At 69.7% G+C, this 15,502-nt stretch carries 14 protein-coding genes; 11 read left to right on the top strand and 3 right to left on the bottom strand.

Annotated features, from left to right (window positions below; all coding sequences use genetic code 11):
• Positions 1-34 precede the first annotated feature (34 nt).
• Positions 35-727, bottom strand: coding sequence for a ceramidase domain-containing protein (locus BSY19_RS16270; RefSeq protein WP_069055055.1), 693 nt, complete (start codon positions 725-727; stop codon positions 35-37).
• Between the two features lie 149 nt (positions 728-876).
• On the opposite strand from BSY19_RS16270, the gene BSY19_RS16265 reads away from it, so the two are divergent.
• The gene (locus BSY19_RS16265) at positions 877-1,158 is read left to right on the top strand and encodes a YARHG domain-containing protein (protein ID WP_069055054.1); all 282 of its coding nucleotides are present in this window, start codon (positions 877-879) and stop codon (positions 1,156-1,158) included.
• 16 nt (positions 1,159-1,174) lie between these two features.
• Here BSY19_RS16265 and BSY19_RS16260 read toward each other — a convergent pair whose 3' ends face one another.
• Entirely contained in the window at positions 1,175-2,173 is a 999-nt protein-coding gene (locus BSY19_RS16260; RefSeq protein ID WP_150129638.1) for a class I SAM-dependent methyltransferase, read from the bottom strand.
• A 114-nt stretch (positions 2,174-2,287) separates the two neighbouring features.
• On the opposite strand from BSY19_RS16260, the gene BSY19_RS16255 reads away from it, so the two are divergent.
• The 7 genes from BSY19_RS16255 to lexA all read left to right on the top strand — a co-directional run bounded on the left by BSY19_RS16255 (position 2,288) and on the right by lexA (position 8,929).
• Positions 2,288-3,799: a helicase HerA domain-containing protein gene (locus BSY19_RS16255; RefSeq protein WP_069055052.1), complete on the top strand. Its 1,512-nt coding sequence runs from the start codon at positions 2,288-2,290 to the stop codon at positions 3,797-3,799.
• Positions 3,800-3,835: 36 nt separating this feature from the next.
• Positions 3,836-4,486, top strand: a complete 651-nt coding sequence (locus BSY19_RS16250; RefSeq protein WP_236840377.1) for an anthranilate synthase component II — start codon at positions 3,836-3,838, stop codon at positions 4,484-4,486.
• A gap of 55 nt (positions 4,487-4,541) precedes the next feature.
• Positions 4,542-5,555, top strand: a complete 1,014-nt coding sequence (gene trpD / locus BSY19_RS16245) for an anthranilate phosphoribosyltransferase (RefSeq protein ID WP_069055050.1) — start codon at positions 4,542-4,544, stop codon at positions 5,553-5,555.
• A 7-nt stretch (positions 5,556-5,562) separates the two neighbouring features.
• Complete coding sequence (gene trpC, locus BSY19_RS16240) at positions 5,563-6,375, top strand: indole-3-glycerol phosphate synthase TrpC (protein WP_069055049.1); 813 nt, start codon at positions 5,563-5,565, stop codon at positions 6,373-6,375.
• A complete protein-coding gene (moaC, locus tag BSY19_RS16235) occupies positions 6,372-6,869 on the top strand; it encodes a cyclic pyranopterin monophosphate synthase MoaC (protein WP_069055048.1) in 498 nt (165 codons plus the stop codon). The genes trpC and moaC overlap by 4 nt, the downstream gene beginning before the upstream one ends.
• Positions 6,869-8,080, top strand: a complete 1,212-nt coding sequence (locus BSY19_RS16230; protein WP_069055047.1) for a molybdopterin molybdotransferase MoeA — start codon at positions 6,869-6,871, stop codon at positions 8,078-8,080. The genes moaC and BSY19_RS16230 overlap by 1 nt, the downstream gene beginning before the upstream one ends.
• A gap of 108 nt (positions 8,081-8,188) precedes the next feature.
• Complete coding sequence (gene lexA / locus BSY19_RS16225) at positions 8,189-8,929, top strand: transcriptional repressor LexA (RefSeq protein ID WP_069055046.1); 741 nt, start codon at positions 8,189-8,191, stop codon at positions 8,927-8,929.
• Here the strand turns inward: lexA and BSY19_RS16220 are convergent.
• Complete coding sequence (locus BSY19_RS16220) at positions 8,923-11,196, bottom strand: ComEC/Rec2 family competence protein (protein ID WP_069055045.1); 2,274 nt, start codon at positions 11,194-11,196, stop codon at positions 8,923-8,925. The genes lexA and BSY19_RS16220 overlap by 7 nt on opposite strands.
• A 182-nt stretch (positions 11,197-11,378) precedes the next feature.
• Between BSY19_RS16220 and gltX the strand changes: the two genes are divergently transcribed.
• The 3 genes from gltX (at position 11,379) to BSY19_RS16205 (ending at position 15,501) form a co-directional block, all read left to right on the top strand.
• Positions 11,379-12,797 (top strand): glutamate--tRNA ligase, encoded by a 1,419-nt coding sequence (gene gltX / locus BSY19_RS16215; RefSeq protein WP_069055044.1) that lies wholly within the window; start codon positions 11,379-11,381, stop codon positions 12,795-12,797.
• Between the two features lie 277 nt (positions 12,798-13,074).
• The gene (gene gltA / locus BSY19_RS16210) at positions 13,075-14,364 is read left to right on the top strand and encodes a citrate synthase (protein WP_069055043.1); all 1,290 of its coding nucleotides are present in this window, start codon (positions 13,075-13,077) and stop codon (positions 14,362-14,364) included.
• A 147-nt stretch (positions 14,365-14,511) separates the two neighbouring features.
• On the top strand, positions 14,512-15,501 hold the full coding sequence (locus BSY19_RS16205) for a Bug family tripartite tricarboxylate transporter substrate binding protein (protein ID WP_069055042.1): 990 nt from the start codon (positions 14,512-14,514) through the stop codon (positions 15,499-15,501).
• Position 15,502: the final 1 nt, after the last annotated feature.

Genomic DNA, 15,502 nt, shown 5'->3' with positions numbered 1-15,502 from the left:
TCCGGGAGGGAGTCTGCGGCCGGGCGGCCAGCGGTCACCGTATCGCCGTCGGCGCGCGCCGGCTACCCGCGCCGCCGACGCCCCCTCCATGCCGGATCGCCGCGACGAGCAGCCCATACAGCACCAGCGCGTTCAGCAGATGCCAGAGCCAGTGCGTTCCGAGCGGGAGGTTGTCGCAGAGCGGGCCGTCGAGAGTCCGGAAGGTCAGGGAAAGGGCGAAGACGAGACCCGCGAGCGCGATGATCCGGGCCGTCTCCCGGCTGCCGTCGCGACGCCACAGGACGCCGGCCATGCCGCCCAGCCCGAGCAGGAAGGCCGCGTAGCCGGCGGAGCCCCACAGCCCCGGCGGAAGGAATGAGGCCGCTCCCCAGCCCAGGGACAGTGCGAAAACGAAGAAGGCCCCGGTCCCGAGCGCGGTCGCGGCCGGCCCGAGACCGACGAAGCGGACCAGCGCCAGGGCGAAATAGGAGAAGGCGAAGAGCTGGATCGGCACGACGTCGGCGGCCAGCGTCCAGGGCTGCGGCGCGGTGTGGAACAGGAAGGAGCCGATCCCGATCGCGCCGACGAGCAGGATCAGCATGAGCAGCGGACGGTCGTGTCCGCCGGCCCGCCGCCAGAGGCGGTAGGCCGCGAAGGCGGCGAGCAGGAAGGCCCCGTTGGTGACGGCGTTCCAGGGCTCGTCCCAGACCTGGCCGCCGATCCGTTCGCAGTACCCATAGGCCCGCATGGCTTCGTCCTTCCCGGAGCAGGCTATCGCCCTCCGACGACGCTCGCGCGACGCGCCGGGGCGTCGGGCGAACCGGGCCGACGGCTTGCCGCTCACCGCCGCCTCGCCCAGACTGCCAGCGGGGTCGCTGGGGCCTGGGAGGATCGAGCATGCGCGCGCTGACGATGGGACTGGCGGTGCTCGGGCCGCTGCTTGTGATGACGGCCATGCCGCTCCCCGCCCGGGCCGAGAGCTGCGACGACCTCTGGTATGCGCGCAACGAGATCTACAAGGCGCAGGGCTACTGCTTCCGCACGCGCCGCGGCATCGAGGCTTTCGGCAATGCGGGCTGCCGCTACGACAATGCCGACGAGGTGCCGCTCTCGGCCGCGCAGCGCCGCACCATCGCCGACATCCAGCGCGAGGAACGGGCGCGGCGCTGCCCGCGCTGATGCGCGCCGGCGGGACCTAGAGCCCGATGCGTCGCTTGACGCCTGCCGTGGCCCGCCGCAGCCACAACGCGCTCAGGTCTCGAAACGGCAGGCCCTCGGCACCGGCGCCATAAGCGACGAGAAACCCCGGAGCCATCCTCACGGCATCGTCCTGCTGCACGTCGCTCAGTCCCGGATCGACCGAGAGCGAGGTGCTGATCTCCATCGGCACCTTGAACACCTCGGGGCTGGAGCGACGCAGGATGGCCTCGATACCGATGTCGGTCACGGTGTCATCCGGGTAGCCCATGCTCCGGACATCGGCCGGGACGGGCTTTTCGGCGCCTTTCGTGATCTCCTGCAGAAGGATCTCGTAGCTGTTGGCCTTGACGATCTCGCGGAAGAACAGCGGGTCATAGCGGAACAGCGCATGGTCGAAGTAACCGGCGAACGGCAGGTCGTGGTAGACGACGCCACCGGGCTTGGTCAGCTCGTGGATGCTCTGGAAGGCGCGAAGCTGGCTGAAGACATGCTCGGTCGTCCCCAGATTCATGACGAGATCGAACTTGCCATAAAGACGCGGACCCGGCGCATGGACGTTCAGATCGAACAGGATCGTGTTGCGGGCGTGAAAGATGTCGAGCGCGGTATATTCAAACCCGGCCGCGCCCAGGAGATCGCCCAGAAATCCGCCATGCCCGATCTTCGCGAGGAAACCCTCATCGAGCTCGGACGGGTTCTTGGCCTTCGGCGTCAGCGACGCGTAGAACGTCAGGAAATCGCGCGCACCGTCCGACGACAGATCACCACCGAACAACTGGGTCGCGCCGATGTCGCAGATCGCGCCGCCGGGAGGCAGATTGCCCGCGCGGGTCAGATTCATCAATCGCTGCAGCGTCTTCAGACTCGAACCCATAATGCGCCCCCGACACGCGTCGACAAAGTTAACAATTGATTGCTGCGTGTTTCCGTTCCGTAACTGGCGCGCAGCGGCACTGCAAGCCTCACCCGACGGCGATCGCGCCGCAGCGCACATCCGCACCCTGCCGGGACTGCGAACGTTGCTGTGGAAGGGTCAAGGAAGATCGGCACCCCGTCCCGGCGCGTGCTAGACAGACGCCCCGATTTCCCGGAGCGGCGCAATCACGGCATGACGACGGCTATCGACATGGGGCTGGCACAGGGCGGCCAACCCGCCCTGCTGGACCTTGCCGAGCTGCTGGCGACGCGGCTTCTGGTCCAGGGCAATTCCGGCTCGGGCAAATCGCATCTGCTGCGGCGCCTGCTCGAACAGAGCGCGCCTTTGGTGCAGCAGGCGGTGATCGACCCGGAGGGCGACTTCGTCTCGCTCGCCGACCAGTTCGGCCATGTCGTCGTCGATGCCGAATGTGGCGAGGCCGAGCTGCAGCGCGTCGCGCTGCGGGTGCGCCAGCACCGCGTCTCGGTCGTGCTCAATCTGGAGAACCTGGAGGCCGACGAGCAGCTGCGCGCCACGGCCGCCTTCCTCGGCGGGCTCTTCGACGTCGACCGCTCGCTCTGGTTCCCGATGCTGATCGTGGTCGACGAGGCCCAGCTCTTCGCCCCGGTGATGGCGGGCGAGGCATCCGACGAGGCGCGACGGCTCTCGCTCGGCGCCATGACCAACCTGATGTGCCGCGGCCGCAAGCGCGGGCTCGCCGGCGTCATCGCGACGCAGCGCCTCGCCAAGCTTGCCAAGAACGTCGCGGCGGAGGCGTCGAACTTCCTGATGGGGCGCACCTTCCTCGACATCGACATGGCGCGTGCCGCCGATCTGCTCGGCATGGACCGCCGCCAGGCCGAGATGTTCCGCGATCTTGAGCGCGGCCAGTTCGTCGCGCTCGGCCCTGCTTTGTCGAAGCGGCCGCTGCCGCTGCGGATCGGCTCCGTCACCTCGGTCGACCGCGGCGGCGCGCCGGGGCTGATGCCGCTGCCCGAGCAGGCGCCCGAGGAGGCCGGCAAGCTGATCTTCACCGCCGGCGCCGACGAGCCCGCCCCAATGAGCCGCCTGCCGCGTCCGACCCCGCGCCCACGCCCGGCCGTCCACGACACGCTGCGCCAGATCGAGAGCTACCGCCCGACGCCCGCCCCCGATCCGGAGCCTGAGGTCGAGATCGAGCCGGCCGAGCGCGAGGCGATCATGGCCGAAATCCTGCGCGAGCTGATGGCCGATCCCGAGGCGCGCTCGCGCCAGGTCGCCGTCCTCTACCAGGATTTCACCGTGCGCTGCCGGATGCGCCGCCTCGGCCGCACCCAGCTCAGCCTCGACGAGTTCCGCAGGCGGCTCGCCGTCGCCAAGGCGGGAGCCGGCGAGGAGATCACCGGCTCGACGGCCTGGCAGGCGGCGGTGGAGGCGTCCCTCTCCCTGCCGGACGATCTGCACGGGCTGTTCCTGTTCATCGCGCGCGCCGCGATGGAGGGCGCGCCCTGCCCCAGCGACGCCGAGCTGGCGCAGGTCTACGGCACGCATTCGCCGAGCCGCGCACGCCGGCTGATCGCCTATATCGAGGAGCGCGGGCTCATCGTCTGCCATGTCGATTTCCGCGGGCAGCGGACGCTCGCCCTGCCGACGCTCGGCATCGAGACGGCGCCCGGCCAGGGCTCGGTCCGCACCGCCGGAATGCCGCGAGGAGCGCGCGTCTGAGGGTCGCAACCTTGACCAGCCCGCCCCGGAGCGTGCATGACCGGAGCCCGAAATCCGTGGCTCGAACCGATGCGCATCCTGCTGATCGACAATTACGACAGCTTCACCTGGAACCTGGTCCACCTGATCGGCGGGCTGGGAGCCGAGGTCGAGGTGCGCCGCAACGATGCGCTCACCGTCGATGAGGCGCTCGCCGGCAACCATGACGCGATCGTGCTCTCGCCCGGCCCCTGCACGCCCAATGAGGCGGGCATCTGCCTCGATCTCGTCCGCGAGGGCGCCGCGCGCAAGCCGATCTTCGGCGTCTGCCTCGGGCTGCAGACGATCGGGCAGGTCTTCGGCGGCGACGTGGTCAGGGCCCCTCTGCCGATGCACGGCAAGATCTCGGCCGTGCAGCACCGGGCGCGGGGCCTGTTCCGCGGCATCAACGGCCCGCTGCAGGCGACACGTTATCATTCGCTGGTCGTCGCCCGCGAGACCTGCCCGGCCGATCTGACGATCGAGGCGGAGACGCAGGATGGGCTGGTCATGGCGCTGTCGCATCGCAGCCTGCCGGTCCATGGCGTGCAGTTCCACCCCGAAAGCATCGCCTCCGAGCACGGCGCCACGATCCTGCGCAATTTCCTCGACCTCGCGGAGCGATGGCAGCGCGAGCACGCCCCCGCCGCGCTGGTCGAGGCCGACTGAGCGCCGGCCCGCACCAGCCGCCTTTCCCGATCGCCCGTTTTTCCGCAGAGTAGCCATGGACGATTTCAAGCCCTTCATCGCCAAGGTCGCGACCGGCGCCTCGCTGTCGCGGGACGAGGCGCGCGATGCCTTCGACACCATCCTCTCCGGCGGCGTCACCAATGCGCAGGCGGCCGCCTTCCTGATGGCACTGCGGGTGCGAGGCGAGACCACCGAGGAGATCACCGGCGCCGTCGGCGCGATGCGCGGCAAGATGCTGACGGTCGACGCGCCGGCCGACGCCATCGACATCGTCGGCACGGGCGGGGATTCCTCGGGCTCCTACAATGTCTCGACGCTGGCCTCGATCATCACGGCGGCCTGCGGCGTGCCGGTCGCCAAGCATGGCAACCGCGCGGCCTCCTCCAAGACCGGCACGGCCGACGTGCTGATGGCGCTCGGCGTCAAGGTCGGCCTCGACCCGGCGGCGACGGCACGCTGCATCGCACAGGCCGGCGTCGGCTTCATGTTCGCGCCGACGCATCACGCCTCGATGCGCCATGTCGCGCCGGTGCGCGTCGAACTCGGCACGCGCACGATCTTCAACCTGCTCGGCCCGCTCTCGAACCCGGCCGGCGTCAAGAAGCAGCTGATCGGCGCCTTCTCGGAAACCTGGCTGGAGCCGATGGTGAAGGTGCTGGCGAGCCTCGGCTCGACGCGGGTCTGGGCGGTCCATGGGTCCGACGGGCTCGACGAGATCACCACGACGGGCCCGACGCGCGTGGTCTCGCTGAACAACGGCACGATCGAGAGCTTCCAGATCTCGCCCGAGGATGTCGGCCTGGCCCGCGCCAGGCCGGAGGATCTGCGCGGTGGCGAGCCGGCGCAGAACGCCGAGGCGCTGCGTGCGGTGCTCGACGGGCAGAAGACCGCCTTCCGCGACATCGCCGCCTTCAACGCCGCCGCGGGGCTGCTCGTCGCCGGACGCGCGGGCGATCTGCGCGACGGCTTCGCGCAGGCGAATGCGGCGCTCGACAGCGGCAAGGCGAAGGCGACGCTCGCTGCCCTCGTCGCCAGTTCGAACGCGTGAGGCGGCGATGAGCGACATTCTCGCGAAGATCGAGGCCTATAAGCGCCAGGAGATCGCGGCCGCCAAGCAGGCGATCCCGCAGGACCGGATCGAAATGCTGGCGCGCGACGCCGGGCCGACGCGCGGATTCGCCGATGCGCTGGCCGGTAAGCATGACGCCGGGCGCCCGGCGCTGATCGCCGAGATCAAGAAGGCCTCGCCCTCCAAGGGGCTGATCCGCGCCGATTTCGACCCGCCCGCGTTGGCGCGCGCCTATGCCGCCGGCGGGGCGGCCTGCCTCTCCGTCCTGACCGATGGCCCCTCCTTCCAGGGCCGCCCGGAGTTCCTGCTGCAGGCACGCGCGGCCTCGGGCCTGCCCGTGCTGCGCAAGGATTTCCTCTACGACCCTTATCAGGTCTACGAGGCGCGGGCCTGGGGTGCGGACTGCATCCTGATCATCATGGCCGGCGTCGACGACGCCACGGCCCGCGCGTTGGAGACTACGGCCTTCGATCTCGGCATGGATGTGCTGATCGAGGTCCATGACGACGCCGAACTCGACCGGGCGCTGGCGCTGAAGAGCCGCCTGCTCGGCATCAACAACCGCGACCTGCGCGATTTCACAGTCGATCTCGCGGTGACCGAACGACTGGCGCCGCGCGTGCCGGCCGACCGCATCGTCATCAGCGAGAGCGGCATCTTCAGCCATGACGACATCGGCCGGCTGAAGCGCGCCGGAGTTGGCACCTTCCTCGTCGGCGAGAGCCTGATGCGGCAGGCCGATGTGACGGCCGCGACGCGCGAACTCCTCACGGGCCACGCCCAGGAGACCGCCGCGTGAGCGCGCTCAGCCATCTCGACGCCCGGGGCCAGGCGCATATGGTCGATGTCGGCGACAAGGCCGAGACCTCGCGCGTGGCCATCGCCGAGGGCTGCGTCGTGATGCAGCCGCAGACGCTGGCGATCGTGCGCGCCGGCGACGCCAAGAAGGGCGACGTGCTCGGGACGGCGCGCCTTGCCGGCATCATGGCCGCCAAGCGCAGCCACGAACTGATCCCGCTCTGCCACCCGCTGCTGATCACCAAGATCGCGGTCGATCTGGAGATTGACGAGGCCCTGCCCGGCATCCGGGTGCGCGCCGAGGTCAAGGTCAAGGGCCAGACCGGCGTCGAGATGGAGGCGCTCACCGCCGTCAGCGTCGCCTGCCTGACGGTCTACGACATGGTCAAGGCGGCCGACCGGGGCATGCGGATCGAGGGCATCCGGCTGACCCATAAATCCGGCGGCAAGTCGGGCGTGTTCGAGGCCGACGCCTCCCCTGGGGCACAAGGCTGATGGCCCTGACGCCGGTCCCCGTCGCGCTGCGCGCCCTGCTCGACAGCGTTCCGGGTCCGACGCCCGTGGAGACGTTGCCGCTGGCGCGGTGCGCCTGGCGCGTGCTCGGAGCCGACATTGCCGCGCTGCGGACGCAGCCGCCCTTCGCCAACTCGGCCATGGACGGCTATGCGGTGCGGGCGGATGACCTCGTGCCCGGCACCGAATTGCGGGTCATCGGCGAGTCGGCCGCAGGGCGTTCATTTGCCGGCACATTATCTACCGGCGAAGCGGTCCGAATCTTCACTGGCGCCCCGATCCCCGAGGGCGCCGACACCATCCTGATCCAGGAGAACGCCGACGGCGTCGGCTCGGCCGCGATCACCGTCCGCGAGGGCGCGCCCAAGGGCAAGTTCATCCGCAAGGCCGGGCTCGACTTCAGCCTCAATGACAGCCTGCTCGCCACCGGAACCCGCCTCGACAGCGCCGCGCTCGGGCTCGCCGCCGCCGCCGCTCACCCGGCCCTGCCGGTGCGCCGCAAGCCGCTGGTCGCGATCCTCGCCACCGGCGACGAACTCGTGCTGCCGGGCGAGCCGGTCGGACCGGACCAGATCGTTGCGTCCAACTCGTTTGCGCTTGCCGCGCTGGTCGAGCAGGCGGGCGGCAGCGTGCTCGACCTCGGCATCGCGCGCGACGACCATGCGGACCTCGCCGCGCGGATCGGGCAGGCGCGGGAGGCCGGCGCCGATGTGCTGGTGACGCTGGGCGGCGCCTCGGTCGGCGCGCATGACCTCGTCCAGGAGGCGCTGAAGCGCGCCGGAATGGATCTCGGCTTCTGGAAGATCGCGATGCGGCCGGGCAAGCCGATGATGACCGGCCGGCTCGGCCCGATGGTCGCGATCGGCCTGCCGGGTAACCCCGTCTCCTCGATCGTCTGCGGCCATCTCTTCGTCGTCCCGGTCATCGAGGCCCTGCTCGGGGTGCCCTCGCCTGAGCGCGACCGCAGCGAGCCCGGCCTGCTCGGGCGCGACATGCCCGCGAACGATGAGCGCGAGGACTATCTGCGCTCCAGCCTCGTCCTGACCGAGGCCGGCTGGGAGGCGACGCCGTTCGAGCGGCAGGATTCCTCCATGCTCGGTCTGCTCGCCCAGGCCCAGGCGCTGACGATCCGCCCTGTCTTCGCGCCGGCCGCCCGCAAGGGCGATCCCTGCCGCTTCATCCGGTTGCGCTAGGCTCAGACCGGCGCATCCGCTTGCGGAACACAACGCGAACGGGTATGGTGTTCGTGATTTGTTTCGAATCTGCGACAACCGGCAGATTCCAGAGCGCCGGCGGGGATCATGCTGACACGCAAACAGTTCGAACTGCTTCGTTTCATCCAGGAGCGCCTGCGCGAAAGCGGCGTCCCCCCCTCCTTCGACGAGATGAAGGACGCGCTCGACCTCAAGTCCAAATCCGGCATTCACCGGCTGATCATGGCGCTCGAGGAGCGCGGCTTTATCCGCCGCCTGCCGAACCGGGCGCGGGCGCTCGAGGTGATCAAGCTGCCCGACGGTGCCGGCGGCGGTCTGCAGCCCGGCGCGCGCCGCTTCAACCCGTCGGTCGTCCAGGGTGGGCTCGGCAAGGATGCGCCGCCGGCCAAGGACGGGCTGCCCGGCCGGGCGCGCCCGGTGGAAGCCGCGCCGGAGGATGCCCGCAACACGATCGCGATCCCCGTCATGGGCCGCATCGCGGCGGGCACGCCGATCTCGGCGATCCAGAGCCGCAGCCACAGCGTCGCCCTGCCCGCCGACATGCTCGGTTCCGGCGAGCATTTCGCACTCGAGGTCCGCGGCGACTCGATGGTCGAGGCCGGCATTCTCGACGGCGACACGGTGGTGATCCGCCGCCAGGACACGGCCAACACCGGCGACATCATCGTCGCGCTGATTGACGACGAAGAGGCGACGCTGAAGCGGCTGCGCAAGCGCGGCTCCTCGATCGCGCTGGAAGCGGCCAATCCCGCCTATGAGACGCGGGTGCTCGGCCCCGACCGGGTCAAGATCCAGGGCCGACTGGTCAATCTGATGCGGCGCTACTGAAGGCGCTCGGTGTCGGGAGCGCTCTCGGCGACGGATGGCGCGGGGGCTGTCGCAGGGGCTGTTCTGGCCGCGGGCTGGATCGGCGGCTGACGACTCCAGGGTCGTGAGCGTCCGGCCTGCTCGGCGGCATGGCGGCGCCAGCCCGTAAGGCCATGCACGAGTGCGGTCGCCCCGTCGCGTTGCAGCGCGGTCCGGTCGATCAGCAGCGCCGCGCAGGGGGCCGTCCAGGGAATCGGCGTCACCACCACATCCGCGCGCCGGCAATCCTCGATGATGGCCAGCCGCTCCTGCGCATAGGCGATGGAACGCCCCTCCCTCGTGGTCAGGACACAACCTGCGGGATCGCAGGAGGCACCCTGGCGCAGCGACGGGTCGTCCGCCTTGCGGCCATCGCCATCGGCGCTCAGCCATTGCTCCAGCACGAAGCGGCTGGGCCTACCGGCGATGACGAGGCGGTCGTCGGGCCCGCGCACGGCCAGCCCGGCCCCATCGCGCTCGACCAGGATCGCGGGACGCTCGGGCTTGGCCGCCACTGCGACGCCGGCCGCGAGCGGCAGCACGGCCAGCAGGCGCAGCTTCGTGCTCCACAGCGTCGCCCAGAGCAGCGACAGCACGAAGCAGAGCAGCGCCGCCGTGCCGAAGGCCGGGATCACCAGGGTGGAGTGATCGATGGTTGCGACCCAGTGCGCCAGTTTCAGCACCACCTGCGAGGCCTGCCCCATCAGCCACCAGGCCGGCGCATCCAGCCCGAAGGGGTAGGCCAGCACGCCGAAGACCGCGGCCGGCATCACGCAGAGCGAGACGAAGGGCAGCGCCAGCGCGTTGCCGAGCAGCCCGAACGGGTTGAAGGTCTGGAAGTGGAAGGCGCCGAACGGGGCGGTCGCGGCGGTCGCCAGCAGCGTGGTCACGACGATGCCACAGGCCGCGATCCAAAGCGGGCGCAGTGGCCAGGGCAGCGCCGGGGGTGGCTGCGACCGGCCGCGGTTCTCCCAGCGCTCGGCGAAGGCGATCAGCGCCGCCACCGCGCCGAAGGACATCTGGAAGCTCGGCCCCAGCAGCGCCTCGGGTTCGCGCAGCAGAACGATCATCGCCGCCAGCGCGAGATTGCGCATGCTCAGCGCCGGGCGGTCGACGAGGATCGCGCCCAGCATCACCAGCGTCATGATCAGCGAGCGCACGGTCGCGACCTCGGCGCCCGAGAATACGCAGTAGGCGACAGAGCCCGCCATCGCCGCGAGGGCAGCGATCTTCTTGACCGGCAGGCGCAGCGCCAGCGTCTGCGAGAGGGCGAGCAGCGCCCGCACCAGCCAGAAGATCGTCCCGGCGGCGAGCACCATGTGCAGGCCGGAGATCGAGACGATGTGGTAGATGCCCGCCGCGCGCAGATCGGCATTGGTCGTGTCGGTGATCAGGCCGCGCTTGCCGGTAACCAGCGCCGCCGCCATCGCCCCCGCCTGCCCACCGCCGATGGAGGCGATGCGCTGCGTCAGGGCGTTGCGGGCGCGGTCGAGCGCAGCGGCGACCTGCAGCGCCGCCGGCGGCGCCTGCGGCGGCGGCGTCAGCGTGATCTTGCCGGAGATGCTGCCGACGGCGCCGAGCCCGCGAAAGAAGGCGTCGCGGCCAAAATCATAGCCGCCTGGCCGGGCCGGGCCCGGTGGCGGCAGCAGCCGCGCCACCGCCGCGATGTGATCGCCCGGCGCGACCTCGCCGGCGCGGATGTTGACCCGGACACGCCTCGGGCGCTCGGCCGCCTCGACGCCGGCCAGACCCGTCACCAGAATCACGAGGCGGGCGCCGGCGTCGCGGCTCTCGACCGATTCGACGAAGCCCGTGAGCTGACCGATCCGTGGCCGGTCCAGCAGCGGCGAGGCGACCGAGGCCGTGCGCCAGGTCGCAGCCGCAAACCCGGCGAACACGGCCGCCAGCGCGATCAGCGCCCTCGCCGCGCCCGGACGGCGGCGCAGGCCGACCGCGCCGGCTGCAGCGAGTACGAAGCCGACCAGCGGCGCCCAGAGCGCCGGCTCGCGATCGGCGGCGAAGTAGAGGAGGATGCCGATCCCCATCGGCACCGGCAGCCAGATGAACAGGCGGCGGCGCTCGGCCTCGAGCGCCAGGGCGCGCTTCAGGCGCTCGCGAGCAGAAGCCAGCGCGAGAGACAGGCCCGGTCCGCCACGGGCGCGACCGGTCCGGGTCCAGGGCAGCGCCAGGGTTCGCGCGCCACGGCTGCGCGTCGCGTCCCCCTGCCCTGGCGGCGGTGCCGGCTGCATCGGCTCCCCATCCCTGACCGCATCGGCGGCGCGTGCATCTTGCGCTTAACGCCGGCCGCCAGGGCATGTTACAGGGGCCGCGCCGGATGTCATGCCCCGCTTCGGCGCGCGCCGTCCCGCGGCGTGCCGATTCGCCTCTTCCCCCTCGGCCCCTTTCGACAGCCAGCCGGAGCCAAGCTTTCATGAGCGATGCCGTCGTCACACGTTTTGCGCCCTCGCCCACGGGCTTCCTGCACATCGGCGGGGCGCGGACCGCGTTGTTCAACTGGCTCTATGCGCGGCGGCACGGCGGCAAGATGCTGCTGCGCATCGAGGACACGGACCGCGAACGCTCGACCGAGCCGGCGATCGCGGCGATCCTCGACGGGCTGAAATGGCTCGGTCTCGATTGGGACGGCGAGACGGTCTACCAGTTCTCGCGGGCCGAGCGGCACCGTGAGGTGGCCCATCAGATGCTCGCCAGCGGCAACGCCTATCGCTGCTATGCGACGCCCGCCGAGCTGGACGAGATGCGCGAGCAGGCCAAGGCCGCCGGCAAGCCGATGCGCTATGACGGGCGCTGGCGCGACCGCGACCCCGCCACCGCGCCCGAGGGCGTCAAGCCGGTGATCCGCCTGCGCGCGCCGCAGACCGGAGAGACAGTGGTCGAGGACGAGGTCCAGGGCCGTGTCGTCTGGCAGAACGAGAATCTCGACGATCTCGTGCTGCTGCGCTCCGACGGCAACCCGACCTACATGCTCGCGGTGGTGGTCGACGACCATGACATGGGCGTGACCCATGTCATCCGCGGCGACGACCACCTGACCAACGCGGCGCGCCAGACGCAGATCTACCAGGCGATGGGCTGGACGGTCCCCAGCATGTCGCACATCCCGCTGATCCACGGGCCCGACGGCGCCAAGCTCTCCAAGCGCCATGGCGCGCTCGGCGTCGATGCCTACCGGGCGATGGGCTATCTGCCGGTGGCGCTGCGCAACTATCTCCTGCGCCTCGGCTGGAGCCATGGCGACCAGGAGATCTTCTCGACGCAGGAAATGATCGATCTGTTCGATCTCGGCTCGATCGGCCGCTCGGCCGCGCGCTTCGATTTCGCCAAGCTCGAGAGCCTGAACGGGCTCTACATGCGCCAGTCCACCGACAGCGACCTGATCGCGGCGCTGAAGGTGATCCTGCCGGAGATCGGGCCGCCGCGCGGGCTGGGCCCGACGCTGTCGCCCGAGCTGGAAACGCGTTTCCTGGCGGCGATGCCGGGGCTGAAGGAGCGCGCCAAGACGCTCATCGAGCTACTCGACAGCGCCTACTATCTCTATGCCGCGCGCCCGCTGCAGCTCGACGCCAAGGCGGCGGCGCTGCTGGACGACGCCGGGCGGCAGCGCCTGCCCGGGCTGGCGCAGACGCTCGCCGCGGTGAACGACTGGTCCGTCGAGGCTCTCGAGGCTGCCGTGCGCGGCTTTGCGGAGACGCATGGGCTGAAACTGGGGCAGGCCGCGCAGCCGCTGCGGGCCGCGCTGACGGGGCGCGCGATGTCGCCGGGCCTGTTCGACGTGATGGCGGTTCTCGGCCGCGAGGAAACGCTTGCTCGGCTCGCTGACCAGAGCTGAGCAAAACGCTGTCCCGACCGTCTTTCGGCTCGGTTGAACCGGGTCTGCAAATGGTCTAGTGACGCCTGATGTGGCCACGTCGGCGCCTGCCGGGGCGGGCACGAATATTGCTTGAAAATCAGTCGGATGAACCGCTCTTCGACCCTCGGCCGCCCCTGCACCGACACGACCCCGTCATGTCGGTTCGCTCTGACGACGGAAAGGTCTCATGGACAACCGTGAAAAGACCGAGCGCAACCACGACTGACCAGCAGCGAGCCTGAAAGGACCGGTATCGATGAGCGGAACCACCAGCCAGCTTCAGGTCGACGGCAAGACCGTCGATATGGCGATCAAGACGGGTTCGATCGGCCCGTCCGTCATCGACATCGGTAAGCTTTACGCCCAGACGGGCATGTTCACCTATGACCCCGGCTTCACCTCGACGGCCGCTTGCGAGTCGCAGATCACCTATATCGACGGCGACGAGGGCGTGCTGCTCTATCGCGGCTACCCGATCGAGCAGCTCGCCGAGCATGGCGACTTCCTCGAGACCTGCTACCTGCTGCTGGAAGGCGAACTGCCGACCGCCGCGCAGAAGGCCGATTTCGACTATCGCGTGACGCGCCATACCATGGTGCACGAGCAGATGGCCCGCTTCTTCCAGGGCTTCCGCCGCGACGCGCATCCGATGGCGGTCATGGTCGGCTCGATCGGCGCGATGTCGGCCTTCTACCACGACTCGACCGACATCTCGGACCCGCATCAGCGCATGGTCGCCTCGATGCGGATGATCGCGAAGATGCCGACGCTGGCGGCGATGGCCTACAAGTACACGGTCGGCCAGCCCTTCGTGTATCCGCTGAACTCGCTCGACTATGCCTCGAACTTCCTGCGCATGTGCTTTGCGGTCCCGGCCGAGGAGTACAAGGTCAATCCGGTGATGGCGCGCGCGCTCGACCGGATCTTCATCCTGCACGCCGACCACGAGCAGAACGCCTCGACCTCGACGGTGCGCCTCGCAGGCTCGTCGGGCGCCAACCCCTTCGCCTGCATCGCGGCCGGCACGGCCTGCCTCTGGGGCCCTGCCCATGGCGGCGCCAACGAGGCGGCGCTGAAGATGCTCGAGGAGATCGGCTCGGTCGAGAACATCCCGAAATTCATCGCCAAGGCGAAGGACAAGAACGATCCGTTCCGCCTGATGGGCTTCGGCCACCGCGTCTACAAGAACTACGATCCGCGCGCGAAGATCATGCAGAAGACGACGCATGAGGTCCTCAACGAGCTCGGCGTCAAGGACGACCCGCTGCTCGACGTGGCCATCGAGCTCGAGCGCATCGCGCTGTCGGACAGCTACTTCATCGAGAAGAAGCTCTATCCGAACATCGACTTCTATTCGGGCATCACCCTGAAGGCGATGGGCTTCCCGACCTCGATGTTCACGGCGCTGTTTGCGCTGGCGCGCACCGTCGGCTGGATCGCGCAGTGGAAGGAAATGATCGAGGATCCGTCCCAGCGCATCGGCCGTCCGCGCCAGCTCTACACCGGCTCGCCGCCGCGCGAATACATGCCGATCGGCCGCCGCTGAGGCGCAGCCACCCGGCCGGCCTACAAACAGGGGCACGACGGTTTGCCGTCGTGCCCCTCATTGTTTCCGATGATTGATGCCGCTCCCGGCGATGACGGACTTCGCCGTCGCGCTACACTCGACCGCAACATCCCGGAGGAACCAGCATTGTCCCACACGCATGATCTGTCCCGGCGCGGCTTCCTGGCCGGCGCTTCCGCCCTCACCCTGGCCGGCGGGCAGGCCCAGGCCCAGGCCGCCTTTCCCGTCCGCCCGGTCAACCTGATCGTGCCCTTCGCCGCCGGTGGCTCGACCGACATCGTCGCGCGCCTCGTCGGCCAGAAGATGGGCGAGCTGCTCGGCCAGTCGGTCGTGATCGAGAACCGCGCCGGCGCCGGCGGCAATGTCGGCTCCACCGCGGTCGCTCGCGCGACGCCGGACGGCTACACCATCCTGATGGGCACGATCTCGACCCATGCGCTCAACCCGGCGATCCTGAAGACGGTGACCTTCGACCCGGTGAAGGACTTCACGCCGATCTCGCTGCTGGCGGTGGTGCCCAACGTCATGGTCGTGCATCCGAGCTTCCCGGCCAAGACGGTCCAGGAGGTCATCGCGGTGCTCAAGGCCGATCCCGGCAAGTACTCCTATGCCTCCTCCGGCGTCGGCACGCCGCTGCATCTCTCGGGCGAGCTGTTCAAGTCGCTCGGTGGCGTGCAGATGAACCATGTGCCCTATCGCGGCGCGGGCCCTGCCCTGAACGACGTCGTCGCCGGCGCGGTCCCGATCATGTTCGACAACCTGCCCTCGTCGGCCCAGTTCATCCGCAGCGGCCAGCTGCGCGCCATCGGCGTGACCACCAAGGAGCGGGTCTCGTCCTTCCCCGACCTGCCGACGATCGCCGAAGGCGGGCTGGCCGGCTACGAGACCTACACCTGGAATGCGCTGTTTGGACCGGCGAAGCTGCCCGCCGACATCGTCGCGAAGCTCAACAAGGCGGCCAACGACGCGCTCAAGGACGCCAACGTCAAGAAGCGCCTCGAGGACGTCAGCGCGGAGATCGTCGGATCGACGCCCGAGGCGCTGGGCGAGCACGTCAAGGTCGAGGTCGCCAAGTGGTTCCCGATCGCCAAGGCCTCGGGCGCCGCGCTCGAGTGAG

The sequence above is a fragment of the Bosea sp. RAC05 genome, assembly GCF_001713455.1.
GTDB lineage: Bacteria > Pseudomonadota > Alphaproteobacteria > Rhizobiales > Beijerinckiaceae > Allobosea.
This window is presented reverse-complemented; position numbering and strand designations above follow the sequence as displayed.